Origin of the sequence: Actinokineospora sp. NBRC 105648, from assembly GCF_030269645.1 — a bacterium.
Taxonomy (GTDB): domain Bacteria; phylum Actinomycetota; class Actinomycetes; order Mycobacteriales; family Pseudonocardiaceae; genus Actinokineospora.
Genome location: NZ_BSTR01000004.1, coordinates 137568 through 163920, shown reverse-complemented (window position 1 = coordinate 163920; position 26353 = coordinate 137568). Strand labels below are relative to the sequence as shown.

25 protein-coding genes and 1 tRNA gene are annotated in these 26353 nt (G+C 69.7%); 11 read left to right on the top strand and 15 right to left on the bottom strand.

From position 1 onward, the window contains the following. Nucleotides 1-32: 32 nt before the first annotated feature. From QSK30_RS05660 to QSK30_RS05645, 4 genes are all read right to left on the bottom strand, one after another. Nucleotides 33-698 (bottom strand): TetR/AcrR family transcriptional regulator, encoded by a 666-nt coding sequence (locus QSK30_RS05660; RefSeq protein ID WP_285500122.1) that lies wholly within the window; start codon nucleotides 696-698, stop codon nucleotides 33-35. 3 nt (nucleotides 699-701) lie between these two features. After that, on the bottom strand, nucleotides 702-1511 hold the full coding sequence (locus QSK30_RS05655) for a DUF4097 family beta strand repeat-containing protein (RefSeq protein WP_285500120.1): 810 nt from the start codon (nucleotides 1509-1511) through the stop codon (nucleotides 702-704). Between the two features lie 135 nt (nucleotides 1512-1646). Beyond that, nucleotides 1647-2735, bottom strand: coding sequence for an alpha/beta hydrolase family protein (locus tag QSK30_RS05650; RefSeq protein WP_285500118.1), 1089 nt, complete (start codon nucleotides 2733-2735; stop codon nucleotides 1647-1649). Between the two features lie 85 nt (nucleotides 2736-2820). Then, nucleotides 2821-3414: a TetR/AcrR family transcriptional regulator gene (locus QSK30_RS05645; protein ID WP_285500412.1), complete on the bottom strand. Its 594-nt coding sequence runs from the start codon at nucleotides 3412-3414 to the stop codon at nucleotides 2821-2823. 177 nt (nucleotides 3415-3591) lie between these two features. Between QSK30_RS05645 and QSK30_RS05640 the strand changes: the two genes are divergently transcribed. The 5 genes from QSK30_RS05640 (at nucleotide 3592) to QSK30_RS05620 (ending at nucleotide 9277) form a co-directional block, all read left to right on the top strand. Continuing rightward, nucleotides 3592-5847 (top strand): (Fe-S)-binding protein, encoded by a 2256-nt coding sequence (locus QSK30_RS05640; protein ID WP_285500116.1) that lies wholly within the window; start codon nucleotides 3592-3594, stop codon nucleotides 5845-5847. Nucleotides 5848-6266: 419 nt separating this feature from the next. Beyond that, the gene (locus QSK30_RS05635; protein WP_285500114.1) at nucleotides 6267-7415 is read left to right on the top strand and encodes an MFS transporter; all 1149 of its coding nucleotides are present in this window, start codon (nucleotides 6267-6269) and stop codon (nucleotides 7413-7415) included. Nucleotides 7416-7425: 10 nt separating this feature from the next. Then, entirely contained in the window at nucleotides 7426-8322 is an 897-nt protein-coding gene (gene thyA / locus QSK30_RS05630) for a thymidylate synthase (protein ID WP_285500113.1), read from the top strand. Continuing rightward, nucleotides 8319-8831: a dihydrofolate reductase gene (locus QSK30_RS05625; RefSeq protein WP_285500111.1), complete on the top strand. Its 513-nt coding sequence runs from the start codon at nucleotides 8319-8321 to the stop codon at nucleotides 8829-8831. Before thyA ends, QSK30_RS05625 begins: the two co-directional genes overlap by 4 nt. After that, nucleotides 8828-9277 carry an HIT family protein gene (locus QSK30_RS05620; RefSeq protein WP_285500109.1) on the top strand — a complete coding sequence of 150 codons (450 nt, stop codon included), beginning with the start codon at nucleotides 8828-8830 and terminating at the stop codon, nucleotides 9275-9277. Before QSK30_RS05625 ends, QSK30_RS05620 begins: the two co-directional genes overlap by 4 nt. On the opposite strand, the gene QSK30_RS05615 is transcribed toward QSK30_RS05620, so the two are convergent. The 3 genes from QSK30_RS05615 to QSK30_RS05605 all read right to left on the bottom strand — a co-directional run bounded on the left by QSK30_RS05615 (nucleotide 9255) and on the right by QSK30_RS05605 (nucleotide 11885). Continuing rightward, a complete protein-coding gene (locus QSK30_RS05615) occupies nucleotides 9255-10172 on the bottom strand; it encodes a deoxycytidylate deaminase (protein ID WP_285500107.1) in 918 nt (305 codons plus the stop codon). The two genes, QSK30_RS05620 and QSK30_RS05615, sit on opposite strands and share 23 nt — an antisense overlap. Then, nucleotides 10157-10777, bottom strand: a complete 621-nt coding sequence (locus QSK30_RS05610; RefSeq protein ID WP_285500106.1) for an adenylyltransferase/cytidyltransferase family protein — start codon at nucleotides 10775-10777, stop codon at nucleotides 10157-10159. Before QSK30_RS05610 ends, QSK30_RS05615 begins: the two co-directional genes overlap by 16 nt. A gap of 97 nt (nucleotides 10778-10874) precedes the next feature. Beyond that, entirely contained in the window at nucleotides 10875-11885 is a 1011-nt protein-coding gene (locus QSK30_RS05605; RefSeq protein WP_285500105.1) for a dCTP deaminase domain-containing protein, read from the bottom strand. Nucleotides 11886-11998: 113 nt separating this feature from the next. On the opposite strand from QSK30_RS05605, the gene QSK30_RS05600 reads away from it, so the two are divergent. Then, nucleotides 11999-12069: transfer RNA gene (locus tag QSK30_RS05600), tRNA-Gly, on the top strand. A 6-nt stretch (nucleotides 12070-12075) separates the two neighbouring features. Here the strand turns inward: QSK30_RS05600 and QSK30_RS05595 are convergent. Both QSK30_RS05595 and QSK30_RS05590 read right to left on the bottom strand, forming a co-directional pair. Then, nucleotides 12076-13215, bottom strand: a complete 1140-nt coding sequence (locus QSK30_RS05595; RefSeq protein WP_285500104.1) for a DNA adenine methylase — start codon at nucleotides 13213-13215, stop codon at nucleotides 12076-12078. Then, a complete protein-coding gene (locus tag QSK30_RS05590) occupies nucleotides 13205-13663 on the bottom strand; it encodes a hypothetical protein (RefSeq protein WP_285500103.1) in 459 nt (152 codons plus the stop codon). Before QSK30_RS05590 ends, QSK30_RS05595 begins: the two co-directional genes overlap by 11 nt. A gap of 313 nt (nucleotides 13664-13976) precedes the next feature. Here QSK30_RS05590 and QSK30_RS05585 point away from each other — a divergent pair, with 313 nt between their 5' ends. After that, the gene (locus QSK30_RS05585; protein ID WP_285500102.1) at nucleotides 13977-14705 is read left to right on the top strand and encodes a LuxR C-terminal-related transcriptional regulator; all 729 of its coding nucleotides are present in this window, start codon (nucleotides 13977-13979) and stop codon (nucleotides 14703-14705) included. Between the two features lie 121 nt (nucleotides 14706-14826). Further along, nucleotides 14827-16659, top strand: a complete 1833-nt coding sequence (locus QSK30_RS05580; RefSeq protein ID WP_285500410.1) for an acyl-CoA dehydrogenase — start codon at nucleotides 14827-14829, stop codon at nucleotides 16657-16659. A gap of 731 nt (nucleotides 16660-17390) precedes the next feature. Here QSK30_RS05580 and QSK30_RS05575 read toward each other — a convergent pair. Further along, the gene (locus QSK30_RS05575) at nucleotides 17391-18209 is read right to left on the bottom strand and encodes a DUF1206 domain-containing protein (RefSeq protein ID WP_285500101.1); all 819 of its coding nucleotides are present in this window, start codon (nucleotides 18207-18209) and stop codon (nucleotides 17391-17393) included. 138 nt (nucleotides 18210-18347) lie between these two features. On the opposite strand from QSK30_RS05575, the gene QSK30_RS05570 reads away from it, so the two are divergent. Next, the gene (locus QSK30_RS05570; RefSeq protein WP_285500100.1) at nucleotides 18348-18635 is read left to right on the top strand and encodes a GlsB/YeaQ/YmgE family stress response membrane protein; all 288 of its coding nucleotides are present in this window, start codon (nucleotides 18348-18350) and stop codon (nucleotides 18633-18635) included. A 61-nt stretch (nucleotides 18636-18696) separates the two neighbouring features. On the opposite strand, the gene QSK30_RS05565 is transcribed toward QSK30_RS05570, so the two are convergent. The 3 genes from QSK30_RS05565 to QSK30_RS05555 all read right to left on the bottom strand — a co-directional run bounded on the left by QSK30_RS05565 (nucleotide 18697) and on the right by QSK30_RS05555 (nucleotide 22834). Beyond that, complete coding sequence (locus QSK30_RS05565; protein ID WP_285500099.1) at nucleotides 18697-20565, bottom strand: VanW family protein; 1869 nt, start codon at nucleotides 20563-20565, stop codon at nucleotides 18697-18699. A gap of 15 nt (nucleotides 20566-20580) precedes the next feature. After that, nucleotides 20581-20874 carry a GroES family chaperonin gene (locus QSK30_RS05560; protein WP_285500408.1) on the bottom strand — a complete coding sequence of 98 codons (294 nt, stop codon included), beginning with the start codon at nucleotides 20872-20874 and terminating at the stop codon, nucleotides 20581-20583. 61 nt (nucleotides 20875-20935) lie between these two features. Further along, on the bottom strand, nucleotides 20936-22834 hold the full coding sequence (locus QSK30_RS05555; protein ID WP_285500098.1) for an NHL domain-containing thioredoxin family protein: 1899 nt from the start codon (nucleotides 22832-22834) through the stop codon (nucleotides 20936-20938). A 61-nt stretch (nucleotides 22835-22895) separates the two neighbouring features. On the opposite strand from QSK30_RS05555, the gene QSK30_RS05550 reads away from it, so the two are divergent. Together QSK30_RS05550 and QSK30_RS05545 are read left to right on the top strand one after the other, a co-directional pair. Continuing rightward, the gene (locus QSK30_RS05550) at nucleotides 22896-23147 is read left to right on the top strand and encodes a type II toxin-antitoxin system Phd/YefM family antitoxin (RefSeq protein WP_285500096.1); all 252 of its coding nucleotides are present in this window, start codon (nucleotides 22896-22898) and stop codon (nucleotides 23145-23147) included. A 3-nt stretch (nucleotides 23148-23150) separates the two neighbouring features. Then, nucleotides 23151-23405, top strand: a complete 255-nt coding sequence (locus tag QSK30_RS05545; RefSeq protein ID WP_285500094.1) for a type II toxin-antitoxin system RelE family toxin — start codon at nucleotides 23151-23153, stop codon at nucleotides 23403-23405. Nucleotides 23406-23610: 205 nt separating this feature from the next. Here the strand turns inward: QSK30_RS05545 and QSK30_RS05540 are convergent, their stop codons facing one another. Continuing rightward, nucleotides 23611-24072: an SRPBCC family protein gene (locus tag QSK30_RS05540; protein WP_285500092.1), complete on the bottom strand. Its 462-nt coding sequence runs from the start codon at nucleotides 24070-24072 to the stop codon at nucleotides 23611-23613. An 8-nt stretch (nucleotides 24073-24080) separates the two neighbouring features. Beyond that, nucleotides 24081-26303 carry a hypothetical protein gene (locus QSK30_RS05535; protein WP_285500091.1) on the bottom strand — a complete coding sequence of 741 codons (2223 nt, stop codon included), beginning with the start codon at nucleotides 26301-26303 and terminating at the stop codon, nucleotides 24081-24083. Nucleotides 26304-26353: the final 50 nt, after the last annotated feature.

Below are 26353 nucleotides of genomic sequence, written 5' to 3'. Positions count from 1 at the left end.
GGACTCAGTTTTCAGACTTGAGCCCTACCCGCTCAACCTTCCTGCACCCACAACGAGGGACCTGGGCCGCTTGTTCCCGCCCCGACCGGGGCGGCCACTGCGGCGTCGATCACAAGCAGCACACTGCGCCGCATCCGCTCGGCGGGCACCTCCTCGCGCAGCGCGCGCTGCAGGTCGGCGGCGACGGCGGCGAGCAGCACGTGCGCGAGGGCGTCGCCGTCGGCGGGCAACCGGGCGTCGGCCAGCAGCCCCGCGACGTGGCGGTGCCAGTACCGGTAGGCGGTGATCCGGTAGCGGGCGCCGGGGCGCGCCGTCTCGGCCAGGTGCACCAGGTCCAGGTGGTTGGCCAGGAAGGTCAGGTAGGCGTCGAAGAACGCCCGCACGCGTTCGGCGGGCGCGGCCCCCGGACCCAGCGGCGCGGGCCCCCGCGCCACCTGCTCGCGCAGTTCGCGCTCGCCCTCGTCGAGCAGGGCTGCGGCCAGGCCGGACTTGTCGCCGAAGCGGCGGAACAGCGTCCCCTTGCCGACGCCTGCCGCCGAGGCGATCTGGTCCATGGTGACCGTGTCGACGCCGCGCTGGCCGAAGAGCCTGCGGGCGGCGGTCAGGATGCGCCTGCGGTTGCGTGCGGCGTCGGCCCGCTCGTGCACGACCGGGGCCCCGGTCGGGGCCCCGGTCAGCTCGGTGCTGTCGTCGGCCACGGCTCAGCCGAACCTGATGGTGATGTCCCCGCTGCCCGCGGCGAGGTCGAGGTGGTTGGGCGAGTCGAGGTGGTCGCCGATGGCGTTGTCCACGTCCCCGCTGTCGGCGTGCGCGGTCACCCGGTAGTCGCCTTTGGGCACGATCACGTTCACCGAGCCGCTGTCGGCGTTGGCGTGCACGCCGCCGACCTTGGCCAGCCGCACGGTGATGCTGCCCGAGGACGCCTCGGCGTTGGTCGAGCCGCTCACCCCCTGGGCCTCGACCGTGCCGGACTGGGCGCGCAGGGTGGCGTCACCGCCGATGTCCCGCACCGAGACGTCCCCGGAGCTGGCCTCGACCGCGACCTTGCCCTTGACGTCGACCAGGTCGACCGACCCGGAGTCCGCCACGACGTTGACCGCACCGGAGGCCCTGCGCACCGCCACCCGCCCCGAACTGGCCCGCAGGTTGACCGTCGAGGCCCCCTCGACGTCCACCGAGCCGGAGTCGACGTCCCCCGACACCGACACCCCCTCGGGGACGACGACCTCGTAGTCGACCCAGCAGTTGCGCACCTCGCAGCCGCCCAGCACCAGCACGTCCCCCTCGACGTGGTGGGTCGGACCCGGTCTCGTGCTCGCGTACGAGACGTCGCGGTGCACCGAGGTCGACGACCCGGTGCGGATCTTGACCGACCCCGACTCGGTCCCGACCCGCACCGAGCGGATGGTCTGCCCGACCCCCGCGTCGTCGGTGAACTTCTCGGGCGCGAGACCGCAAGCGCCCACCAGTGACGCCACGACCGCCACCCCCGCGACGGACACCCCCAGCACGATCCTCCGCTGACCCGAAACGTTCCTCGGCGCCATCACTCACCCCTCAGCCAGAAAACTGCTACGACACGACGCTATGGCGGCTGCTCGTCCCGATGAATCAGGGACGCCCCCGACTCCGCCCTGAGGTTGTCCCTACCCCTGTGGGGGCAGCCCAGCGCGATCAGCGCTGTTCGGGGCGCTGTCGCGGACCTCCGGGTAGTGCGGTTCGGGCACCGGGACGCCCTTGAGGTAGCGGTCCAGGAAGGACAACAGCAGGCCCCGGGTGATCTCGGTGGCGCGCGCCCCGGGCAGTGCCGGGTCGTCCGGGAAGCCCAGCTGGGGCGCCAGGGCCGCGACGTCGTGGAACGAGCCGTGGTTGGCGTGCGCGACGGTGCGCCAGCCCTTCGGGCCGGTCAGCTCGGGCCAGGCGGCGGTCCAGCTCGGGTCCGCGGGCCGGTCCGAGTCCACCAGCAGGAACGGCCGGTCGAGCGTGGCCGGGGTGAAGATCGTGCCGTCGAAGTCGGCCCCCGCGCGGACGCGGCGGTCGGTGCGCATGGCCTCGACCGCCGCGGCGCCGCCGATCGAGTGACCGGCCATCCCGATCTGCCTGGGATGGATCAGCCGGGCGTAGCGGGAGGTCAGCAGGCGGTCGAGCAGGAAGGTGACGTCCTTGGCGCGGGTCTCGGGAACCAGGTGGGCGTTGGTGCCGTCGACGACCTCGCAGGCCTCGCACCCCAGGAGCCTGCCGTCGGGCAGCGCCATCCCCACGCTCTCGTAGGCGTGGTCGACGGTGGCCACGACGTAGCCGTGCGAGGCGAGGTCCTCCGACAGCCCGGTCAGCGTGAACCGCGGCAGGCCGAAGCCGGGGGAGAGGATCACCAGCGGACGGCGCCCGGGCAGCGGCGGCGCGTCGACCCGCGCGTTCGTCCGCGTGCCCGCCACCAGTGCCGCGTCGACCGGGATGCCCTGGTCCGCCAAGAGCGCCGTGACCTCGGGAACGGTCGCGTACGGCGCGGGTCGACCCGCAGGCAACGCGGGGTACCGCAGCGTGATCATCAGCTCGCGCGGCCCGCCCGCCCAGGGGTCGGTGCGCGCCTTGTCGACCAGGTGCAGGGTGCTCGCGCCCACCGGGTAGCGCCCGGTCGGCCGGGGGACCGCGATGGTGCTCGGCGTGGCCGCGACGGCCGGGGTCACCAGCGCCGCGGTCGCGATCACGGCTGCCAGCAGCGCTCTTTTGACCATAGAGCCAGGTTATGGCTGGCCGGGCGCGCTGCCATCGCCCCACGGTCGCAGTTCGACCTACCTCTCACGGGGTAGATCAACCGGCTCAACGGAGTGGTTCGAGCAGGTGCTCGACCACCGGCAGCAGCTCGGCCGCGGTGGGTGGCTCGTCGTCGATCAGGCCCTGCACGAGCACCCCGTCGACCGCGGCGAGGAACGCCCGGAAGCCGACCTCGTCCGGTTGGCGGCCCAGGCTGGCCAGCACGTCCAGCCACAGCCGGGCGGCCGGTCGCAGCGCGGGCCTGCGGGCGGCGAGCAGGTAGAGCTCGTACTGCGCCATGGTCCGCGCGCGCTCCGGCCCGAGCGCCTCGGCCAGCATCTCGGCGACCGCGCCCGCGGGCCTGCCGCCCTTGATCCGACTGGTCTCGATCAGGTCGCGCACCTGGGCGGCCAGCCGCTCGGCCGACCAGACCAGGGTGTCGACGAGCAGTTCGTCGAGCGTGGCGAAGTGGTAGGTGACCGACGCGGCGGACGCGCCCGCCTCCCGCGCGACGGTGCGGTGCGAGACGCCCGCGACCCCGTCGCGCTCGATCACCCGCAGCGTGGCCTCGGTGATCTCCTGGCGTTTGCGCTCGCCGCGGGTCTTGCGGCCGTCGACCCGCCGGTAGCCCGGCCGCAGCCGTGCCGACGAGCCGACCACGGTGATCGCGAGCAAGATGAGCGGGTGCACAGCGGCAAACTACCTGTACGAACGTCCAGGTTGTTGACGAGGTGTGCGCCACACTTGCCCGACTTAGGCTTCACCAACCCGGTTACCGGCCAGTAAGAAGGCGTAGGGTCCCGCCCCGGAAGCCAACCGAAGGAAGGTCACCACCAGATGGGTGCCGTGCAGCTGACACTGGGCCTGGTCGCGGTCGCGATCAGCCTCGTGGCCTGGAGCCTGTTCGTCCGCACGGTGGCCAGGATGGTCGCCATCGTGCGGCTCGGGCAGCCCGACGCCACCCGCAACGGCCCGTTCGTGCCCCGGATGCGCACCCTGGTCAAGGAGTTCGCCGCGCACACCCGGATGAACAAGTTCCGGCACGTGGGCCCGTGGCACTGGCTGGTGATGTGGGGCTTCCTGATCGGCTCGGCCGCGCTGTTCGAGGCCTACGGCGAGGTCTTCGTGCCCAGCTGGGGCTGGCCGGTGCTGGACCACTGGAGCCTGTGGCACCTGCTGATGGAGCTGCTCGGCCTGGGCACCGTCGTCGGCGGGGTGGCGCTGGCGGTGATCCGGCAGCGCAACCACCCGCGCCGGGCCGACCGGGTGTCGAGGTTCCAGGGCTCGAACGCCTGGCAGGCCTACTTCGTCGAGGCCGTGGTGATCTTCGAGGGGATCGGCATCCTGGGCGTGCGGGCGGCCAAGTCCGCGCTGCCCGGTGTCGAGGAGGTGCCGACCTGGGCGGCCTTCGTCACCAACCCGATCGGCGACCTGCTGCCCGCGAGCCCGAACCTGGTCTCGGTGCTGGCGTTCGTCAAGCTGATGGGCGCGATGGTCTGGGTGTACGTGGTCGCCAAGTACATGACCATGGGCGTGGCCTGGCACCGGTTCAGCGCCTTCTTCAACATCTACTTCAAGCGGGAGGCCGACGGCGGCGTCGCGCTGGGCGCGGTCAAGCCGATGACCTCCGGCGGCAAGGTCCTCGACTTCGAGGAGGCCGACCCGGAGACCGACGTCTTCGGCGCGGGCAAGGTCGAGGACTTCTCCTGGAAGGGCTGGCTGGACTTCACCACCTGCACCGAGTGCGGCCGCTGCCAGTCGCAGTGCCCGGCGTGGAACACCGGCAAGCCGCTGTCCCCGAAGCTGATGATCACCCAGCTGCGCGACCACGCCTACGCCAAGGCCCCGTACCTGCTCGCGGGCGGCAAGAAGGACATGGCGGGCGACGAGATCGGCCTGACCGGGGACAACCCGCACGCCGGCATCGACGTGCTGGCGCTGGCCGAGGCCGAGCGCCCGCTGATCGGCGGCGTCGACGAGCTGGGCGTGATCGACCCCGAGGTCCTGTGGTCCTGCACGACCTGCGGCGCGTGCGTGGAGCAGTGCCCGGTGGACATCGAGCACGTCGACCACATCGTCGACATGCGCCGCTACCAGGTGCTCATCGAGTCGAACTTCCCCTCCGAGCTGGGCGGGATGTTCAAGAACCTGGAGAACAAGGGCAACCCCTGGGGCCAGAACGCCAAGGACCGGCTGGCCTGGACCAAGGAGCTGGACTTCGAGGTCCCGGTCTTCGACGGCGAGCTCGGCGACGCCGAGTACCTGTTCTGGGTCGGCTGCGCGGGCGCCTTCGAGGACCGCGCCAAGAAGACCACCCGCGCGGTCGCGGAGCTGCTGCACATGGCTGAAGTGAGCTACGTCGTCCTCGGCTCGGAGGAGACCTGCACCGGCGACCCGGCCCGGCGCGCGGGCAACGAGTTCCTGTTCCAGATGCTGGCCCAGCAGAACGTCGAAGTGATCAACACGGTCTTCGAGGGCCGCGAGGCGGGCAAGCGCAAGGTCGTCGTGACCTGCGCGCACTGCTTCAACACGCTGGCGAACGAGTACCCGCAACTGGGCGGCAAGTACGAGGTCGTGCACCACACCCAACTCCTCAACAAGCTGGTCCGCGAACGGCGCCTGGTACCGGTGGCCCCGGTCGCCGAGGACGTGACCTACCACGACCCGTGCTACCTGGGCAGGCACAACAAGATCTACGAGGCCCCCCGCGAACTCGTCGGCGCCTCCGGCGCGAAGCTGCGCGAGATGCCCCGCCACGGCGACCGCTCGATGTGCTGCGGCGCGGGCGGTGCACGGATGTGGATGGAAGAGCGCATCGGCAAGCGGATCAACGTGGAACGCGTCGACGAGGCACTGGGAACGGCCCCGTCCAAGATCGCCACCGGCTGTCCGTTCTGCCGCGTGATGCTGACCGACGGCGTCACGGCCAGGCAGGCGGACGGACTGGCGGGCGAGCACGTGGAGGTGGTGGACGTGGCCCAACTCCTGCTGGCCTCAGTCAAGCGAACCCCCACCGAACCCGCCGACACCCCCACCGACGAGGTCGGCACCGGCACCCCACTGTCCGAAGAGGACAAGTCCACAACAGCCTGAGCCACCGCAGTTCATTCCCCTCAACCGCAGCGGAAAAGCCACCCCACTCAACCGCAGCGGTGAGGCCGACCCGGCTGGCACGCAAGGCCCGCTACGGATGCTCGATCTAGTGGACTCGCTTCGTGTGGGGGGAGAGCACCGCTAAACTCGCCGTGTGGTGGGAATGCCCTTCACCCGCCCTTCTTTCCCACCGCGGTGCTCTAGGGGCCCCACACGAAGCGAGTTCACTAGATCGAGCCCCGCTCTTACTCGGGCAACGAAAACGGCACTCCACCGCACGCGCCACTAGATCGAGCATCCGCAGCGGGTGTTGCGTTCCAGCGGGGTCGGCCTCCCGCTGCGATGCGCAGGATCTTCTTCTGTCCATCCAATGAGACAGTCCTTCCACATCCCAGGAACCATTAGCTACCGTAATTAACATGGGACGCTGGGGGATCTTGACGGTCGCGGTCGCCGCGCAGGCGGCCACCACGGCGTTGGTCTACGGTCTGCCGTTCGTCATCCCGGCCCTTCGAGCCGCCGAAGGTCTCTCCCTCACCGCCGCTGGAACCCTTGCCGTCACACCGGTTCTGGGTGTCCTGGTCGCGCTGATCGCCTGGGGCGCGGCCGCCGACCGCTTCGGTGAGCGGGTCGTGATGACCATCGGCATGGCGGGCACCGGCTTGGCGGGCTTGGCCGCCGCCGTTCTCCCGGGCATTCCCACCCTCGCGGTGATGCTGGCCATCGCCGGCGTGTTCTCCGCGTCCATCAGTGCCGCCAGCGGCCGGGCCATCCTCGGGTGGTTCACCACCGATCGCGGGCTGGCCATGGGGATCCGGCAGACCTGCACCCCGATCGGCATCGGCTTCGCCGCCCTGACCCTGCCGCCCGCCGCCCAGGCGTGGGGCTACCGCTGGTCGCTGGTCATCCCGGCGGGCCTCTGCCTGGTCATCGCCGTGGTGGTCGGGTTCTTCCTGGAAGACCCGCCCCGCACACCGGCGAAGCACGTCGCCGAGACCCGTTCCCCTTATGGCACAACGCCTCTGTGGCGGGTGCACGCGGCGAGCGCGCTCCTGGTCGGGCCGCAGTTCGTCACGGCCACCTTCGCCCTGACCTACCTGGTCTCCGAGCAGGGCTGGAGCCCGGTGACCGCGGGGGCCGTGCTGGCCGTCGTCCAGATCCTCGGCGCGGCGGGCCGGATCGGCGCGGGGGCGTGGTCGGACCGGGTCGGCAGCCGGATGCGGCCGATGCGCCAGATCGCGTTCGCGGCCTGCGCGTCGGTCCTGCTGTGGGCGCTCGGCGACCTGGTGTCACCGTGGCTCGCGGTCACCGGCCTGATCCTCGCGATGGTCATCTCGGTGACCGACAACGGCCTCGCCTTCACCGCCACCGCCGAGCTCGCCGGTCCACACTGGGCGGGTCGCGCGCTGGGCATCCAGAACACCGGCCAGAACGGTATGGCGCTGGCCGTCGCGCCGGCGTTCGCGGCCGTGGTCACCGCGGTGAGCTGGCCATGGGCCCTGCTGCTGGCGGCCGTACTACCGGCCATCGCGGTACCTCTGACCCCGGTGGAGAGGCGGGTCTCCTAGAGTGGCGCGAGTGCAGTACCTACCCGAGCCGGATCGGCCGATCGCCACGCAGTACCGCGACGTCTTGGCGCGGGTGTTGGCGCAGGGTGAGTTCACCGCCACCCGGCAGGGACCGCGCGCGCTGACGCTGATGCAGCAGACGATGACCTTCCCGCTCGCGCAGGGTTTCCCCCTGATCACCGAGCGGAGCCTGAAGTCGTTCTGGCGCAAGCCGATCGGTGAGCTGTGCGCGTTCATCAACGGCGCCACCACCACCGACGAGCTGGCCGAGTTCGGGTGCGACTGGTGGGGACAGTGGACCACCCCGGCGAAGACCGAGCCGAAGGGCCTGGCCCCCGGCGACATCGGCCCCGGCTCCTACGGCGGCGCGTTCCACGACTTCCCGACCGCCGAGGGCCCGCCGTTCGACCAGTTCAAGCACCTGGTCGAGCAGCTCACCGAGCTGCCGGCCGACCGGACCCACTTCGTCAGCCCGTGGATCCCGCAGTACCAGGTGCGCGGCACCGGCAAGACCCCGCGCACGACGATCGCGCCCTGCCACGGCTGGGTACACGTTCGGGTGATCAATGACGGGCTGCACCTGCACATGTTCCAGCGCTCCGGCGACCTCCCGGTGGGCGTGCCGTCGAACATGGTGCAGTACGGCGCTTTGACGCTCATGCTCGAGCAGCTCACCGGTCTGCGCGCCGCGGCGTACTACCACACGATCTCCGACGCGCACATCTACGAGGACCAGATCCCGGCCGTCGAGGAGCTGCTGACCCGGGAGCCGCGCAGGCTCCCCGCGGTGCGCCTCACCGAGGCGGGGCTTCAGGTCAAGGACATCCACGACTTCCGCGGCGAGCACTTCGAGCTCGCCGACTACCACCCGCACCCGAGCGTGCGCGACATCCCGGTGGCCTCATGAGACTCGCGCTCATCGTCGCGGCGGCCGAGAACGACGCGATCGGCCGGGACGGCGACCTGCCCTGGCACCTGCCGGGCGACCTGGCCAGGTTCAAGGCCGCCACCCTCGGGCACGTGGTGGTCATGGGCAGCGTCACGCAGCGCTCCATCGAGGCGCGACTGCGCAAGCCGTTGCCGGGCAGGCGCACCGTCGTCCTGTCGCACGGCGGCTACACCAGCGACAGCGACCTGGTGACCGTGGTGTCGGACCCGGAAGCCGCGCTCGACCGAGCGGTCAAGATCAGCGCCGAGCTCGGTACCCCGGTCGCCTACCTGGCCGGTGGCGCATCCGTCTACACGCAACTGCTGCACGCCGTCGACGATGTGCTGCTCACCCGCGTGCACGCCGAGATCGACGGCGACGCCTTCATGCCCGCGGGCTGGCTCGACCCGTTCACCCTGGTGCGCGAGGAAAGCCACCCCGCCGACGGCGACCGCCCCGCGTACTCCTTCTTGGACTACCGGCGATGACCCTGTACTACACCGGCAACCACCGCGACCCCGGCCAGCTCGAGGAGATGCACCGGCTGGAGCGGTCCGGGATCTGCCTGTTCTGCCCGGACAACCTCGCGAACGAGCCCGAGCAGCGGCTGCTGCACCGCACGTCCTGGTGGAGCGTCACGCCGAACCGGTACCCGTACGCGGGCACCCAGAACCACCTGCTGCTCGTGCCGACGATCCACGTCGCCGACCTGCTCGACCTGCCCACCGAGGCGCGCAACGACTTCTGGACCGCGCTGTCCTGGGTGCGCGACACCTTCGAGCTGGAGTTCTACGGCCTGGGCGCGCGCTGCGGGCCGTGCGAGTACACCGGCGGCACCATCGAGCACGTCCACGTGCACGTGATCGTCGGCGCGGTGACCGACCCGGAGCACCAGCCGGTGCGGTTCAAGCTCAGTTCCCGGCCGGGTCGGTAGCCAGGTCGCCGGAGAGATCGTCGAGGGAGAGCTGCCGCTCGACGTGCTCGCCGAGGTCGACGGAGAACACCTCGATGCCCGCCTCGCGCATGAGCTGGTCGCCCGCGAGCATCGAATAGCCCTCGGCGAAGAAGCACCGCGCGAACCCCGCGGCCACGATCAGCCGCGCGCACGACGGGCAGGGAAACGTGGAGGCGTACATGTCGGCACCGCGCAGGCTGACCCCATCGCGCGCGGCGTGGCCGATAACGGTGGCTTCGGCGTGCAACGCGGTCGTTAGGTCTAGGCGCTGCTTCTTACGGTAAGCATCGCGCGGGTCACCATGCGCATAGAGCTCGTACTCGGACGGGAGGTGCGTGTTGTACGCCGTGGCGAGCACGACCTCGTCGCGCACGGCGACCGCGCCCACTTGGCGCCACCAGTCGGGGCTGAAGCCGCCGAGCTCCTTGGCCAGCGCGCTGTACCGCTGGGCGAGCTTGTCGGTGCTCACCACGCCCGCGACCTGCGGGACGGTGGCGGTCTTGCTCTGCTTGCGGTCCCAGCGCAGCAGCACACTCGCGTCGAAGGACACCTCGGCCCGCTCACGCAGCCGGAAGTCGCGCACGATGTCGCGCATCAGCGTCTCGTCGGGCAGGAACAGGGTGGGCCCGCTGACACGCGCGGGCAGGTCCTCCGGCTCGACCACCGAGACGCGCAGCGATCCATCGACCGCGCACAGGTACTCCACGACCCGTTTGGGGTCGAGGGCCCGGATTCCCTTGCGCACCACGGGATAGCGTTCACCGAAACCGCGGCCGAGCAACAGCACCTCGGCGCCCAGCGCGGAGTGCTTCTCGACCAGGCGCTCGTAGCCGGCGTGCAAAACCGGCAGGTAGAGCATCAGCTGGGCGGGCACGACGGCGCGAGCATCTCGTCGGTGATCGAGGCGACCAGGTCGGGCAGCCGCTCGGCGATCTGGTCGGTCAGCCGCTTGGCCAGGTCGAGCTGCACCAGGCGCAGCCGGGCGGAGGTGCTGATGGTGGCCATCCGCTCCTTGACCTCGACCCGCCCGCAGTAGCCGTCGTTCTCCAGCTCGGCGATCTCGGCCGCCGAGTAGGTGTCGGCGGTGGCGACGAGCACGTCCGGCTGCACGGCCCGGATCAGGCTCCAGCGCGGGTCCTCCTGGCGCTTGAGCGTCACGATGCCGACCCCGCGCTGGTGGGTGACCATGCGCAGCCGCTCGAGCTCGGGCACCGCGGGCCTGCTCGGCCCCTTGCGGTGCCGGATCTTGGCGTCGCTGTCCACCCCGACGATCAGGAAGTCGCCCAGGGCGCGCGCGGCCTCCAGGTACATCGAGTGGCCCTCGTGCAGCACGTCGAAGGAACCGCTGGTCAGCACGATCTTGCGACCCTGGTCCTTGAGCACCTCGACCAACGCGGTGATCTCGTCGTGGGTGCGCACGTACCGGTCGTCGAAGTTGGCCGCGTCCTCGAGAAGCGCGTCCAGCCTGTCGTCGCCCATCAACCTCACCCGCCTCTGGCAGCCTCGGGGATCCCCGCCAACGCGGCTAGTCTTGCACCGCCGGCGCGGAGCGCCCCACCGCCACTCTCGACGGGGGTCAGCCCTGCTTGTTCACGGGCGATTCCAGGCCTTTTCGCGCACTCTTGGCGACCAACCACACACCCGCCACTGCCGTCCCCGTGAAGACCAGCGACAACGCCGCGACCGTGATGACCTTCCACAGCTCGAAGTCACCGATCTTCTGCACCACCCCGACCAGCGTGGTCAGCACCACCCCGAGCAGGGTGACGGCCACCAGGAAGACCCCGAAGACCACCACGTTGTCGGTGGAGTTGCGCACCCGGTCGACGGCCGCCACCGCGGCGTCGACCTTGACCTGGAGCACCTTCTCCCGCTTCTCGTACTCCTCAGCCTGCTTCTCCGCGAGCAGCCTGGCGTCGTCGACCTTCCGCTGAACGTCATAGATGATCTTGAAGTACCCCAGCCCGCCGCCGGCCGAGTCGGATTCGAACAGCCTGGCGTAGAGGTCATCGAACCCGGCGTTCTTGATCGGGACCGGGTCCGGAACCGGGTCGACCTCGAAGAACTGCAGGTAGGCAATCGGGTCCCCAGCACGGAGGTACTCGGGCTCGGACCCGACATTGATGATGACCAGGCAGAGGCGCTCGTCCTCCTTCGGGACCCACTCGCCGTCCTCGTTGAGCCGCCTGCCGAAACCGGGGTGGGCGACCATGCCGTGCAACACCAGCAAGCCCTTGATCGCCGACCGGAACCGCGGACCGATCAGCGCGGAGATGGTGAAGTCCAACGAGAACCGCTCCTGGGTGGAGACCAGGGCGGTACCACCCGGCTCGAGGGCGAAACCCGAACGGTGCCCATCCTCGCCGATCACCACGTGCTTGCCGGAACCCGACCCCCCGGGGAAAGCCAGGCGGTTGTCGGCCAGCCGAACCTGGTAGCCCGCCCCGTGGATCTGACCCGGATCCCACGTCCCCGCCCGGAAGATCCGATTCTCGGTGTTCAGCGCCGCGATGAGCCGGGCCCCCGCCAACAACGATCCCGGCCTGATGTCCCGCTCGGTAGTACCACCATCACCAAGTGTCGTCATCCCTAGACGGTAGGTCCTCCACGATCCGGTGACCAGCACCTTCGCATCCACCCACGCCCCGCGTGTGACGACAGCGGTCCCGCCGTGTAGGCTGTGGTCGATCTTCAGATCGCGCGGATGTAGTTCAATGGTAGAACATCAGCTTCCCAAGCTGAATACGCGGGTTCGATTCCCGTCATCCGCTCAAGCGTCAGGGTGTCACCAGGGGTACGGGTGGCATCCTGATTTCTTTTTGCCGGTCCACCAGGTACAGGTGCTCGGTCACGTGCAGATTCCGACCGCGTAGGTTTCGGCTCCCGCGGAAGGTGTTGTACTGCGTGGTGAACTCCGTGACCGTGCCGACCGTGTGCAGGAGTTCGGTCAGGTGGGTCGGGCTGATGAATCCCTCGTTGTTGAAGGAGATCAGCAGGAAGCGGGCGGGGACCCTGGTGACGAGGTCGGCCAGCAGGTCGGGGGCCTGCTTCCGGGCGTTGTAGCCGGATCGGCGCCAGCTGGTGGGGATGCCGGAGACGGGGCTGAGGTCGCGCGGCTCGGTGTAGTCGACCAGCAGGTTGAGCATGAAGTAGTTCGAGCCGTACGGGTGCTGGTTGTACGGCGGGTCGAGATAGGCCAAGTCCAGGTCGTGCAGGACATCCGGCAGGGTATTGGCGTCGCGCTGCAATACGGCGTAGTCGCAGGAGAAATTGCTCAGCACCGGTGGGAAGAGGCGGATTTCGCCGGTGATTCTCGACAATGCGTCTTTACCACTGCCGCCGAAGCGGCCTACGCCGGTGGCGCGGTCTTTGTAGAAGCCTTTGAAGATTCCGGCTGTGTTCGCGTGGATCGACGCCGCGGAGAGCAAGGGGCCTAGCAGCAGCGGGCGAAGAGTGGGGTCCACCTCGCGGATCAAGCCCGCGTAGGTGTCCAATCGGGCGGCGTTGGCGGCCGTGTAGAAGACCCGTTCGCCCGGTGCGATGTCGTGGTCGTGGCGGGGTGCGTACAGCCTGCGCAGGAAGCCCTCGGTCGGGTGGTGGGTTACCTGCTCGTTCAGGTGATCCACCAGGGCCGTCAGCGACACCAGATCGACTTCGGAGGCGTTGGTCAGGTAGCACTCGCTGACGGCGCGGGCGTAGTCCTCGATGTCGTTGGCGACGAGTTGGCTCGCGTGCTGCTTGAGCGCGCGGGACACGACCCCGGAACCGGAGAACGCGTCCAGGACGCGGAGCTTGCGGCCGAGGTGGGTGCGCACGACGCGGGCGGCGGCGTCGATGGGGCCGAGCAGGTTCCGCTTGTTGCCAAGGTAGGTGAGCAGCTGGGCGCGCAGGTAGTCCGGGTTCTCCTCAGCTGACACGCGCGCGGATCTGGTCGCGGATCGCCGGGAGGCCGAACTCGCGCACCGCGGTCAGCACCTCGTCCGACAGCGAGGCGAACGGCTTGCCCGCCTCGATCTTCCACCACAGGTCGCCGATCGGGACGCCGCCGCCGACCAGCATCAGGTTGCCGATGCGCTCCTGCCAGCCCGAGCCCTGGTGTCCCGCGGCCCGCGCGTACGGCCGGATGCGCAGCTGCGCCGCCCACTCGTCGGTGGCGGTCACGCTCAGTGACAGGGTGAACCGGGTCGAGTAGGCGCTGGGCTTGGTCGACTGCAGGATCGACACCTGCCCGACGTGCGCGTCCTGGACCACGCGGAACTGCCTGCCGGTGCCGGTCAGACCCAGCGCGCGCAAGCCGGGGGCCAGACCTGTCTCGACCATGAGCCGGAACCACTCGTCCGCATTGCGCACCGCGCCCGCTTCCACGTAGCCCCCTGCTCGGTCACGCCGCCCACGCTCGGCATCCGACTGGTCACTCCGGAGTCTCGACCCTATCCCCGACGACCGACGGTTCCTACCCGTTCGGGGGCCTACCGACCGGTTCGTGACCTGGCTGGCCGTGTCCGGACACACCAGCCAACCACGGAGCGATGTATGTAACACGGATCACACCGCCATCCTCACCCCTGTGGGTGACCTTGACGACGAAACGGTCCGAATTCCCAAAACCGCACGTCACGACCGCTGGGCCTGAGCGTCGCACTTACTCGGACGAGTGAAGACAGCTGGAGGACCACGTATGCCACGCAGTACCGCCAACCGCGCCGCCGTCCCCGGCGGGCCAAGGGGCGGCGGCCCGACGGTCGCGCTCGTCGACGGTGTCCCCCTGTTCCGCGAGGGCCTGTCGGCGTTGATACTGCGCACGCCGGGACTGCGGTGGCTCGGCGCGACGGACACCCCGCAGGGGGCGGTCCAGTTCACCGAGCGTTACCGGCCCGACCTGGCCCTCATCGACTCCGGGCTCGACCCGCGCAGCCACCTGAGCGCCACGCTGGCCGCGGCCCACCCGGAGCTCGTCGTGGTGGTCCTCGTCCGCGACGCGCACCGGACCACGCAGTACGTGGCCACCGCCATCGCCGCCGGGGTGCACGGGGTGATCCCGCGCACGGTCGAACCGCCGCAGCTGGTCGAGGCGATCCGGGCCGCGCTGGAGACCCGGCGCTACGTCGACCCGGCGCTGGCCAAGACGGTCGCCCCGCCGCGCGGCAGGCTGGCGGTGGTGCGCGACGGCGACCGGCAGCCGCTGTCCCGGCGCGAGTTCCAGGTGCTGGCGCTGATCGCCGACGGGCTGGAGAACCAGGCCATCGCCAAGATCCTCTACGTTTCGGTGGAGACCGTCCGCACCCACGTCAAGAGCATCCTGCGCAAGCTGGGCGCACGGGACCGCACGCACGCCGTCGCGGTGGCCTTCAAGACCGGCGTGCTGGTCGCCCAGCAGGTGAGCCGGAGCACAGGTTCGGCGGGGTGATCCGGTGCAATCTCCTTGCCGGGGCTACCGGTCGGTAATACACTTTTGTTACCGGTGAGTAGCGTCAGCTCTGCTCGCGGGGGGACTTACCCGCACCAGCGTGAGGACACGGAGCAACGAGATGGGCCACTACAAGAGCAACGTCCGCGACCTCGAGTTCAACCTGTTCGAGGTGTTCAAGGTGCAGGAACGCCTCGGCAAGGGCGTCCTGGCCGAGTCGGACGAGGACACCGCGCGCGGGGTGCTCGTCGAGCTGAACAAGCTGGCGGTGGGCCCGCTGGCCGAGTCGTTCGTCGACGCCGACCGCAACCCGCCGGTGTACGACCCGAAGACGTTCAGCGCGACCCTGCCCGAGTCGTTCAAGAAGTCCTACCAGGCCCTCTGGGACGGCGAGTGGTGGCGCCTGGGCCTGACCGACGACCTGGGCGGCTTCGGCCTGCCGCCGACCGTGCAGTGGGCGGCCGCCGAGCTGATCCTGGGCGCGAACCCGGCGCTGTTCATGTACATGGCGGGCCCGAACTTCGCCATGATCACGAAGAAGAACGGCACCGAGGAGCAGCAGCGCTGGGCCCAGCTGATGATCGACCGCGCCTGGGGCGCGACCATGGTCCTCACCGAACCGGACGCGGGCTCCGACGTCGGCGCGGGCCGGACCAAGGCGATCAAGCAGGACGACGGCAGCTGGCACATCGAGGGCGTGAAGCGGTTCATCACCTCCGCCGACCAGGACCTCACCGAGAACATCATGCACATGGTGCTCGCCCGCCCCGAGGGCCACGGCCCCGGCACCAAGGGCCTGAGCCTGTTCCTGGTGCCCAAGTTCCACTTCGACACCGAGACCGGCGAACTCGGCGAGCGCAACGGCGCCTTCGTCACCAACGTCGAGCACAAGATGGGCCTGAAGGTCTCCACGACCTGCGAGCTCACCTTCGGCCAGCACGGCACCCCGGCCAAGGGCTGGCTGCTGGGCGAGGTCCACGACGGCATCGCGCAGATGTTCCAGGTCATCGAGTACGCCCGGATGATGGTCGGCACCAAGGCCATCGCCACCCTCTCGACCGGCTACCTCAACGCGCTCGGCTACGCCAAGGAGCGCGTCCAGGGCGCCGACCTGCCGAACATGCTCGACAAGGCGGCACCGCGGGTCACCATCACCCACCACCCCGACGTCCGCCGCAGCCTCATGCTGCAGAAGGCCTACGCCGAGGGCCTGCGCGCGGTGTACCTGTACAACGCCACCTTCCAGGACCAGCTCTGGACCCGCGAGGGCGACGAGGACTCGCTCAAGCTCGCCGAACGCGTCAACGACCTCCTGCTCCCGATCGTCAAGGGCGTCGGCTCCGAGCGCGCGACCGAACAACTGGTCCAGTCCCTGCAGACCCTCGGCGGCTCCGGCTTCCTGCAGGACTACCCGATCGAGCAGTACCTCCGGGACGCGAAGATCGATTCGCTCTACGAGGGCACCACCGCCATCCAGTCCCTCGACTTCTTCTTCCGCAAGATCGTCCGCGACAAGGGCCAGGGCCTGGCCTTCATCGCGGGCGAGATCACCAAGTTCATCGACGCCGAGGGCGGCAACGGCAGGCTCAAGCAGGAGCGCGCGCTGCTCAAGCAGGCACTCGAGGACGTCCAGGGGATCTTGGGCTCGCTGGTGCAGTACCTGACCGCCTCGCAGGAGGACCCGCGCAGCATCTACAAGGTGGGCCAGCACAGCGTCCGCCTGCTCATGGCCACCGGCGACCTCCTGGTCGGCTGGCTGCTGCAGCGGCAGGCGGAGATCGCGATCGCCCGGCTGGACGCGGGTGTGACCGGCAAGGACAAGAACTTCTACGAGGGCAAGATCGCGGTGGCATCGTTCTTCGCGAAGAACGTCCTGCCGGAACTCTCGGCCGCACGGAAGATCGTCGAGACGGCGGACAACGACCTCATGGACATCGACGAAGCAGCCTTCTAAAAGCAAGACAACAACGAGAAAAAGGAAACGAAGCGGCGCCGGACACCAGTTCGGCGCCGCCCTTATTTTTCCTGCTCTTATTTTCAGATCCTTGAACCGGCGCCCGCTGGTACGCAACACCCGTTACGAATGCTCGATCTAGTGGACTCGCTTCGTGTGGGGGGAGAGTGCCGCTAAACTTGCCGTGGGTGGGGATGCCCTTACCTGCCCTTTTCTCTCCACCGCGGTGCTCTAGGGGCCCCACACGAAGCGAGTTCACTAGATCGAGCACCCGTCTTTTCCTCGGGCAGCCCCAGCGATGAGCCGCCGAAGACGGTCGACCGTAGGTCGACGTGCGGCACACCGTGTGGGCTGCCCAAGTAAGAGCGAGGCTCGATTGGCTGGACTGCCTTCGCGCGGGGCCCCTAGGCGACCGCGTGGGGAAAAAGCGTGGGGAGAAGGGCATCCCCACCACTGAGGCAAGTTTAGCGGTCGCCTCCCCCCACACGAAGGCAGTCCACCCAATCGAGCACAAACGTAACGGGTGTTGCGTACCAGCGGGCTCGGCATTTAGAGATTTAGAGATTAGAGAATTAGGGATTGAGAGATTGGGGATTAAAAGAAAGGGCAGGGCGGGGAAGTTGTGGCTGGTTCGCCAACCCTCGATCCCCAACCCTCGATCGCACGAACGGCGGCGGTCACCCTGCCCGGGGACCGCCGCCGTTCGCTTGCTTGTCAGGTGCGCTTGCCTGTCAGGTGCGGTGTGCGCGGGCTGCCGCGAAGCAGTAAGCACCGAAGGCCGCGAAGCCCAGGGCCACCGCGATCAGCAGGAAGGTGCCGAACGGCTGTGCCGCCAGTGTTCGCAGTGCCGAGTCCAGGCCGCCTGCCTCGCCCGGTTTCGCGTCGATCGCGGCGATGCCGAGCAGGATGCCGACGATGCCGATGCCGACTCCCTTGGCGATGTAGCCGATCATGCCCAGTTTCCGCACCCAGCGCTGGGTGCCGGAGGGGAGTTCGCTGGTGTCGAGGTCCTTCATGAAGGACTTGCGCACTCCCGAGACGATGCTCGCCACACCCGCGCCGATGACGACCAGGGCGATGATGCCGACCAGGATCCGGCCCGCGGGCAGTTCCATGACTCGGGCGGTGAACTCCTTCTGCTTCTGGTCACCGTTCTGGCCGCCGCTGCCGGAGGCGATGCGGATCGCGGAGATGCCCAGGGAAATGCCCACGACGCCGCGGACGACGGCGCCGATCTTCTTGAAGACGCGCTTTCGGCCCTGTTCGATCCACTGGTAGCTGAAGGCGGCCATCAGCAGTTGCCACAGGCCGAAGGCCAGCAGACCGACGGCCAGGACCCACAGCACCACAGCGCCGAAGGGGGTGCCCGCGATCTCCTGCAGTGCCCCGGTCTGGTTCGCCTGCTGACCGCCGCCGCCGACCGCCACCTGGACCGCCAGGTACGCCACGATCACGTAGACAGCGCCGTAGCAGGCCATGCCCGCCTTGCCCAGCACCTTGACGGCGCTGTTGTCGTGCGCCTGTCTGGCTGTGTTCGCCGCGCTGGTCATCGGGCGTCCTCCTCGGCTTGGGTGTCACCCGATCGGGTGGGTATGCCGAGGTAGAGGTGTCACCTGGGGGGCGCGGTCAAACCTGCGGTGCGACGCTGGGCCCCATGGGCGGTTCCGCCCGGAGAGCGAGGTACTCGCATGGGAATCGGCGGAATTATCAGCGCGATCGTCGTCGGGGCCATCCTCGGCGTGGTCGGCCGGGCGCTCGCGCCCGGTGAGCAGCGGATCCCGTGGTGGCTGACGATCCTGACCGGGATCGTGGCCGCGTTCGTCGGCACCCTCTTGGCCAAGCCGTTCGGCTGGGACAAGACGTCGGGGATCGACTTCCTGGAGATCGTGCTGCAGGTGATCGTGGCCGTGGTCGCCGTGACGCTGGTCGCGGGGATCTACGGCAAGAGCGGTCGCGGGCACGCGGCCCGGCACTGACGGACGAACGCAAGAGCCCTCGCTCCGGTTGACGGGAGCGAGGGCTCTTCGCGCGCGAGGGTCAGCCTGCGGGCGCCGGGGGCGGCGGTGGGGCCGCGGGCGCGCAGATGATCTTCGGCTGGGGGTTGTACTTCACCGTCCGGGTGTCCCGGCGGACCTCGCGGCCGGAGGCGGCGTCGCGCAGCACGCGGGTGTCGGAGGTGGTGAAGCCCGGCGCGCCGGTGCTGGGGGAGCACTTGCCCGTCGTCGGGCCCGGCTTCTCCTGCGGCGGCGTCTCGGCGCTGCGGCCGCCGGTGACCGACTCGACGGTGTAGCGCTTGGTGCCCCAGATCTTCACCGTGATCGACGACGGGGTCCAGATCGCCTGGATCGCGATCCCGGTCGTGGCGTCGTTGGTGAACTTGAGGTCGATGACGCTGCTGCCGTCGTGGTTCTGGAACACCGTCGCCTCGCGCGCGGGCGGGTAACGGCTGATGTAGTAGCTGTGCTCCTTGTGCCCGGCGTCCTTGAGCCCGGCGAAGTACGACGCGTTGTACAGCGTGGTCGCGAACTGCGAGATGCCACCGCCGACCTCGCGGCCGGGGGCGCCGTCCTTGATCACGCCCGCCTCGACGTAGCCCTGGGCCGAGGTGCGCGGACCGGTGTAGCCGTTGAGGCTGAACGTCTCACCCGGCTTGACGATGGCGCCGTTGACCTTCTGCGCCACCTGCCGGATGTTCACCCCGGAGTCCACCGCGAACCCCTTGGTGCTGAACTCGCCGATGACCTCCTTGATGCCGAGCTGGTTGGCCTGCTCGGTGGTCACCTTCGCCGGTGTCTTGGCGTACTCGACCTTGATCTCGCGGCCGTCCGGCTTGCCCAGCACGTCGAGCAGCGGGGCGAACGCGGTGTCGTACTTGACCCCCATGCCGTCCACCGAGGGGGTGACCGACGGCGCGCCGCCCTCGAACACGACCTGCGCGTCCTTGCCCTCCTTCTCGGTGGAGACCAGCTGCGGGCGCACCGCGTCGGTGACCTTGACCAGGTCGAGCTTCGGGGTCAGGCCACCGCCGTCGCCGGGCTCGAAGGTGAGCGCGGCGGCGATCACGGCGGGCTCGATCTTGGCGTCCTTGCCCTCGCCCTTGACCGTCACCGGGCTGCCCGTGGCGGTCTTGGCGAAGCCCAGCGCCGACCGCACACCGTCCGACGTGGTCTTGACCGGGGTGCTGGTCACCGGCAGTTCCAGCGGCTTGCCGCCGACCCAGCCGTCCAGGATGACCTGGCGGGCCTTGGCGACGTCGAGCTCCTGGCCGGGCACCGGCTCGACCGCGGTCGGCACGGCACCCTCGAACTTGATCCCGCCCTCGGCGGGCGTGCGCGCCCCCGCGGCCTTGAGCCGGTCGACGTCGGCGGTCAGCGCGGCCTCGTCGGTGCCGGTGACCACCCCGACCTCGCGGCTGCTGAACAGCGAGCTGATCCGGGTGAACGGGTTCAGCGGCTGGTCGCCCGCCTGGTCCAGGGTCGCCTGCCAGTCCAGCTTGAGGCCTGCCTTGGTCGGGTCGAGCTTGTCCTCGACCGCGCCCATCTTCAGCGCCACCGGCTGGGTGAGCCTCGGCTCGATCTTCTCGCGCAGCGCGCGCTCGGCCTCGGCCTGCGACAGGCCGCCGACCTCGACCCCCGCCACGGTGACCCCGCGCGGCACGTTCCCGCTGCTCACAGCCAGGTCGATGCCGTAGAGCAGGGCGAGCCCGCCGAGCACCGCCCCGGCGATGATCGCGGGCTTCTTGAAGCTCTTCTTCGCCGCCTCGGGCTCTTGCCCGACCGGCTGGATCTGCCCGGTGACGCCTTCCCACGGCGTCCCCGCGGCCGGAATCCGGGGCAGCACATCAGTCTGCTCCGCGTGCGACTCCGGCCATCTGGCCCCGCCCGGCCAGTTCTCCTCGTCCGGCACGGCCCACCTTTCCCCTCAGAGGTACAACCCGGTCCCGTGTTCAGTGCGCTCGGTGGCCATGGCGTGCACGTCCCGCTCGCGCATCACCAGGTAGGCCTGCCCGTGGACCTCTACCTCGAACTGGTCCTCGGGGTTGAACAGCACGCGGTCGCCGACCTTGACGGTGCGCACATTGGTGCCGACCCCGAGCACATCCGCCCAGGCCAGCCGCTTGGCGACCTGCGCGGTCGCCGGGATGACGATGCCGCCGGAGCTGCGCCGTTCCCCCTCCTCCGGCGTGAGCCGCACCAGGATCCGGTCGTGCAGCATCTGGATCTCAAGCTTGGGTTCCGGCACCGAGGAATGGTAACCGCCTGCTCGTGCCGTCGATTCAGCCGTGCTCGGGCCGCTCGTCGAGACCGCCCATCACCAGCGGCAGCCTGGTCGCTCCCGAGTCGGTGACGCGCACCGGCACACCCCAGTCCTGCCTGGTCAGGTGGCACGCGCCGTGCTCGGCGCTGTCGTCGTCACAGCTGGCCCCCTGGGCGACGACGTGCAGCACGCCCTCGGTCACACCGGCCGCGACGGTGAGCTTGCGGGTGAGGTCGGTGCCCACCCCGGCCCCCTCGACGAGCAGCTCCGGCGGCGAGGAGGTGACCTCCAACCGGGTCGAGGGACCCCAGCGCTCGTCGAGCTTCTGCCCCGGCGGCGGGGTGAACACGACGGTCAGCTCCAGCACCCCGGCCGCGATGTCGGTCGGCGGGCGGCGCACCTGGTGGGCCTCCCCGTGGACCAGGTGCGCGGCGGCCACCGGCCGACTGAGCCGGTGCGCGGCGGACTCGACCACGACCAGGTCGTCCCCGTGCACGGCGATCCCGGACGGCTCGGCCAGCCCGGTCGCCAACGTGCTGACCTCGCCGGTGGCGGGGTCGTAGCGGCGGACGGCGCCGTTGTAGGTGTCGGCGATCGCGACACTCCCGTCCCCGAGCACCGCCACCCCGAGCGGGTGCTGCAGCAACGCCTGGTCGGCGGGGCCATCGCGGTGACCGAAGTCGAACAGACCCTTGCCGACGGCGGTGTGCACCGAGCGGTCGGGCTCGATCCAGCGCAGGGCGGAGGTCTCGGAGTCGGCCAGCCAGAGGCGGTCCTCGGCGGCGGCGAGACCCGAGGTCTGGGCGAAGAACGCCTCGGTGGCGGGCCCGTCGGCAAGCCCCTCGACGGTGGTGCCCGCGAAGCGCTCGACGGTGTTGGCGCGCGGGTCGAAGAGGCTGAGGGTGTGGTTGCCCGCCATGGCGATGACGACACCGTTGGCGGGGGTCCACCAGACGACGTCCCACGGGCTGGTGAGGTCGATGGCCGTGGCGGGACCGTCGGTGGAGCCGTCACGCCACTGGTCACCGGTACCCGCGACGGTGGTGACGACGCCGGTGTCGGTGTTGATGCCACGCAGGAGGTGGTTGACCGTGTCAGCCACTACGAGGTGGTAGCCGACCTCGCGCGCGACCTCGTCGGGGAGGACCGCGATACCGGAGGGCTCGGAGAAGGTGGCGTCCTGGCCGTCTTGCCGACCTCGCGCCCCGGTGCCGTAGCTCTTGGCAACGACCTCGTCCCGGATCTCCACGATCCGGTGATGTGCCGTGTCCGCGACCAGCAAGGCGTCACCGTAGGCAACCGCCTTAGCCGGAAATCTCAATTCCGTCTCCGGCGGCACGGGCGGGACGTAGGGCCCGTCACCCCGGTGCAACGTGCCCTTGGCCTCGTGCACGGAAACAACCTCGGCGATGACCCGCCGCAACGCCTCCACATGCCCCTCACCAGCGGCGATGTGCACGACATACCCCTCAGGATCCACCACGACGAGCGTCGGCCACGCCTTCACGGCGTAGGCCTGCCAGGTGGTCAACTCCGGATCGTCGAGCACCGGGTGGTGCACGTCATACCGCTCGACGGCAGCCACGAGCGCGTCCGGATCGGCCTCGTGCACGAACTTGGGGGAGTGCACGCCGACGGTCACCAGGACGTCGGCGTACTCCTGCTCGAGGGGGCGCAGCTCGTCGAGGATGTGCAGGCAGTTGATGCAGCAGAAGGTCCAGAAGTCCAGGAGGAGGACCTTGCCGCGGAAGTCACCGAGGTGCAGGTCCTTGCCCCCGGTGTTCAACCAACCGCGACCGACCAGCTCGGCGGCACGCGACAGGCGGTTGTTCTGAGAGGTCACGGTGGGATCCAACAGCGTAGGGCAACTGCGGTGTTCAGCGGCCCACCATGTGGGCAGGTCAAGCCCAGAGAACATCGGGCCCAGGAAGCAGAACAACCCACCGGCCAGACTTCTCCCAATTCGTACAATTTGGGGCATGCGTGAGATGCCGATCAGCGTAGCGAGCAACCAGCTCGGCGAGGTCGTCTCACGGGTTGAGCACGCACACGAACGCGTTGTGCTGACCGGGCACGGCCAGCCGGTTGCAGCGATCGTCCCCATCGACGATCTCCGGCGGCTCGAAGCGGCCGAAGATGAAGCCGACCTCGCCGCAGCACGGGAGGCACTGGCCTCCGCAGAACCACGAGTTCCCCACCACAGCGTGCTCGCCGAGTTCGGCGATGCCTGACCTGTGTCCTACGAGATCGAATGGACGGCTTCCGCTCTACGGGAGCTCCGCGGGCTCGATATGCAGACCGGACGCAAGATCGCGGTGGCAGTGGCGGCCCTGGGGACAGATCCTCGTCCGCCGGGCTGCCGCGCGCCAGCAGGCGTGATGGGCATCCGGATTGGCGACCACCGGGTGGTCTACCAGGTCGAAGACTCCCGGATCCTGGTGACCGTCGTGCGAGTTGCGCATCGACGCGAGGTGTACCGGACCGTGTGATTCCGACCGACGGGTTCGGCGGCACGGGACAAGCGGCGGGGTTGTGCGGTAGTCACGTCGGAAGCGAACACGACGTCCGTAGGACGGTAGTTCGACGCCCGCGGTGTGGGCGATCAAGTCCCCACCTCGTCCGGGCGGCCAGGGCACCGACGGCAGTGGAATCGCGCGCCGGAGGCACCGATCTGGGCAGCGCTGGCCAGAGGCTTCAGGCTCGTTCGGCGGTGGTCTTGAGGCGGGCGAGGGTGGCTTCGATGTTGCGCTGGTTCTCCGCCGATCGGTCGCTCACCCCCGTTGCCAGCACCGTGATCGGGCGGAACCAGGTCGGCCTGCGGTCCCAGGTGCTCTCGGTTACCCGGCACCCGCTCGCGGTCGGTTCGATGTCGTACTGCCAGCGTGAGACCGCTAAGCCGAGGGAGGTCACCTCGAAGGCGAACCGCTCCGGCGACGCGTCCGTCACGGTGGACACAGTGGACCACCGGCGGGCGCCGCGCCGGTTCGCGCCACGGAAGCGGGCGCCTACCTTCGCCGCGCTCACGTCTCCGAGCCACCGTCCACTTGCGAACTCGGTGGACAGGTCTGCCAGGCCGGGCAGGTCGCTCACCAACGCGTAGACCCGTTGGGCCGGCGCACTGATCTCGACGCTCGCGTGGGCGTTCGGCTCGGTCATCGGCACTCCTAAGTGTTCCGGCGCAGCATTCTGGTGATGCCCGCGGCGACCGTGGTCGCCAGGATCCAGCCGAGGGCTATCAGGACGGCGGAGATCCACTGGGCCGCGCCGCCGATGGCCCACTTGTTCTTGTGGCCGAAGTCGACGATCGGGACCAGCAGGTCCAATGTGTACAGCACCGGGTTCCACACCAGGTGGTCGTCGGCGTTGATCTCGTGCGGCCTGGGCAGCAGCGAGAACCACACCGTGCCCGCGATGAGGAAGCCGAGCAGCCAGGCCAGGGCTCGGGTGGGGCGGTAGCCGTAGCCGACCATCCAGCGTTGGAGCCAGCTCCAGGCGCGGATCCCGGGGGCGGCCAGTTCGGCGCCGTCGGCGAGGGCCTGGTAGCGGCGGCGCTGCTTCTCCACCAGCACGGTGGCGGCGTGCTCCTCGTTGCCCGCCGCGCGCAGCATGTGGGCGAGCTGCTCGTAGGGGCCTGGCCGGTAGACGTCGCGCATGCCCTGGCGGAGCCACTGGAGGCGGCGGACTATCTCGGCGTCGTCGTCGAGTTCGACGGGGGTGCCGAGGGCGTCGTAGCGGAAGTCCTCCAGCTCGATCCTGCCCTGGGCGTTCCAGAAGCGGGCGTTGTCGGTCAGGAAGGCGCACCGCAGGTGCCGGAGGTCGACGCGGCCCTTCGGCGGGACCGCGACGTCGAGGCGGAGCTCCTGGGTCTGCACGCCGAAGGCGTTCAGCGCCACCGTGTTGCGGCCGTTGCCGAGCTCGGCGCCGGTGAAGTTGGTCTCCCGGCTGACCTCCGCGCGGCGCATCCGGATCTCGCCGTGCGCGGAGAACGGTTCCGCGCCGTCCGCGCACACCAGGTCGCGGCCGATGTGGGACACGCGCAGGTCCAGCGACGGTTTCGCCGACTTGTCCCGCGCGTAGCTGCCCGGCGCGATGAGCCTGCTGCCGCGCAGGTCGAGGTTCGCCCCGATCTTCGCGCCCGGCAGCAACACCGAGCCGAACACCAGCAGCGCGCGGCCGTCGAGGTTGCCGCCGACGGAGAACCTGCGCCCCTCGACCGCGTCGCCGTAGCGGTTGCTCAGCACCGCCCGGTCGAACAGCGCGCTGCCCTGCACCTTCACGTCCACCAGCCGCACCTGGCCCGCGACGCGAAGGTGGCGGGCGTCGATGCCGCCGCGGATGTCGGTGCCGTCGAGGTGCAGGGCCCGGTCGGTGTACGGACCCGGTGGCCGCGGGCCGGAACCGACCTGCTCGACGAACGACTCCACGCCGCCGGACAGGTCGATGCGGGAGTGGGACAGCCGCAGCGAGCCGCCGATGTGGGCGTTGACGATGCGGATCGTGCCGGTGCTGGTGAAGTCGCGGTCGAGGTTGACGTTGCCGTCCACCCGCGAGCGGTCCGCGACGAGGCAGGCGTTGGGGTCGAAGAACGGGTCGTCCGGCGGGAGTGGCCGTGAGTGCTCCGTGCGCGGTGTCAGCTGCGCGCCGCGCAGGGAGAAGTCGCTGTCGACGCGGGCGCTCGGGAGGAAGAGCTGCCCGTTGCAGCGGAACGGTTCGCCGGTCGCCGGGTCGGGGGACAGGTGCAGGTTGCCGCCGACGTGCACGCCGTTGCCGTTCATGCCGTGCCCGCGCGGGTTGTCCAGCAGCGCCCCGGCGAAGTTGACGTTGCCGCCGGTGCGCAGGCCCGGGATGCGGATCTCGCCGCGCGCGGTCAGGTTCGGTGCCAGCAGCGCCCCCGCGAGCTGCAGCCGGTCGGCGTGCAGGGCGGGCCCCGACTCGGCGACCAGGGTGCTGCCGCGCAGCACGAGCGTGCCGTGGATCTCGCCGTCGGTCAGGTCGACGGTGCCCGCGACGACGGTGCCGTCGACGAGCTGAACGTCGTTGTCGCTGCGCAGGTTGCGCCCCTGCAACCCGGGCAGCCAGCAGTCGCGGAACTCGACGCCCGCGAGCCGGGCCTGGCGCATGTCCGGCGGCTGTTCGAACCGGCAGCGGACGAACTCCAGCAGGTAGGGGAACTCGACCGCGCGCAGGTCCAGCGGCCCGACCAGGTACCGGTCGGACACGCTGACGATCGGCGCGATGCTCGGCCGCCGCCTGCGCAGCACCCCGCCGCTGTCCGGCTCACCCGCCCGGACGACCTCGGCGGCGGCCATCCGCGCCCACGCGGGCGGGTCGGGGGCGTGCGGATCCAGCACGCCCCCGACCTCGTCCGAGACATCCCTCCCGGCCATGCGTCCCCTCCCGCAGGGTTGAACGCACGCCGGTCACCAGGCGTTCCCGA

Coding starts and splice junctions, on each gene's coding strand:
- QSK30_RS05635 (WP_285500114.1), top strand. CDS start 6,267: ATGGGACGCTGGGGGATCTTGACGGTCGCGGTCGCCGCGCAGGCGGCC.
- QSK30_RS05605 (WP_285500105.1), bottom strand. CDS start 11,885: ATGACGACACTTGGTGATGGTGGTACTACCGAGCGGGACATCAGGCCG.
- QSK30_RS05580 (WP_285500410.1), top strand. CDS start 14,827: ATGGGCCACTACAAGAGCAACGTCCGCGACCTCGAGTTCAACCTGTTC.
- QSK30_RS05640 (WP_285500116.1), top strand. CDS start 3,592: ATGGGTGCCGTGCAGCTGACACTGGGCCTGGTCGCGGTCGCGATCAGC.
- QSK30_RS05620 (WP_285500109.1), top strand. CDS start 8,828: ATGACCCTGTACTACACCGGCAACCACCGCGACCCCGGCCAGCTCGAG.
- QSK30_RS05570 (WP_285500100.1), top strand. CDS start 18,348: ATGGGAATCGGCGGAATTATCAGCGCGATCGTCGTCGGGGCCATCCTC.
- QSK30_RS05625 (WP_285500111.1), top strand. CDS start 8,319: ATGAGACTCGCGCTCATCGTCGCGGCGGCCGAGAACGACGCGATCGGC.
- QSK30_RS05540 (WP_285500092.1), bottom strand. CDS start 24,072: ATGACCGAGCCGAACGCCCACGCGAGCGTCGAGATCAGTGCGCCGGCC.
- QSK30_RS05550 (WP_285500096.1), top strand. CDS start 22,896: ATGCGTGAGATGCCGATCAGCGTAGCGAGCAACCAGCTCGGCGAGGTC.
- QSK30_RS05535 (WP_285500091.1), bottom strand. CDS start 26,303: ATGGCCGGGAGGGATGTCTCGGACGAGGTCGGGGGCGTGCTGGATCCG.
- QSK30_RS05585 (WP_285500102.1), top strand. CDS start 13,977: ATGCCACGCAGTACCGCCAACCGCGCCGCCGTCCCCGGCGGGCCAAGG.
- QSK30_RS05650 (WP_285500118.1), bottom strand. CDS start 2,735: ATGGTCAAAAGAGCGCTGCTGGCAGCCGTGATCGCGACCGCGGCGCTG.
- QSK30_RS05560 (WP_285500408.1), bottom strand. CDS start 20,874: ATGCTGCACGACCGGATCCTGGTGCGGCTCACGCCGGAGGAGGGGGAA.
- QSK30_RS05555 (WP_285500098.1), bottom strand. CDS start 22,834: ATGTTCTCTGGGCTTGACCTGCCCACATGGTGGGCCGCTGAACACCGC.
- QSK30_RS05575 (WP_285500101.1), bottom strand. CDS start 18,209: ATGACCAGCGCGGCGAACACAGCCAGACAGGCGCACGACAACAGCGCC.
- QSK30_RS05610 (WP_285500106.1), bottom strand. CDS start 10,777: ATGGGCGACGACAGGCTGGACGCGCTTCTCGAGGACGCGGCCAACTTC.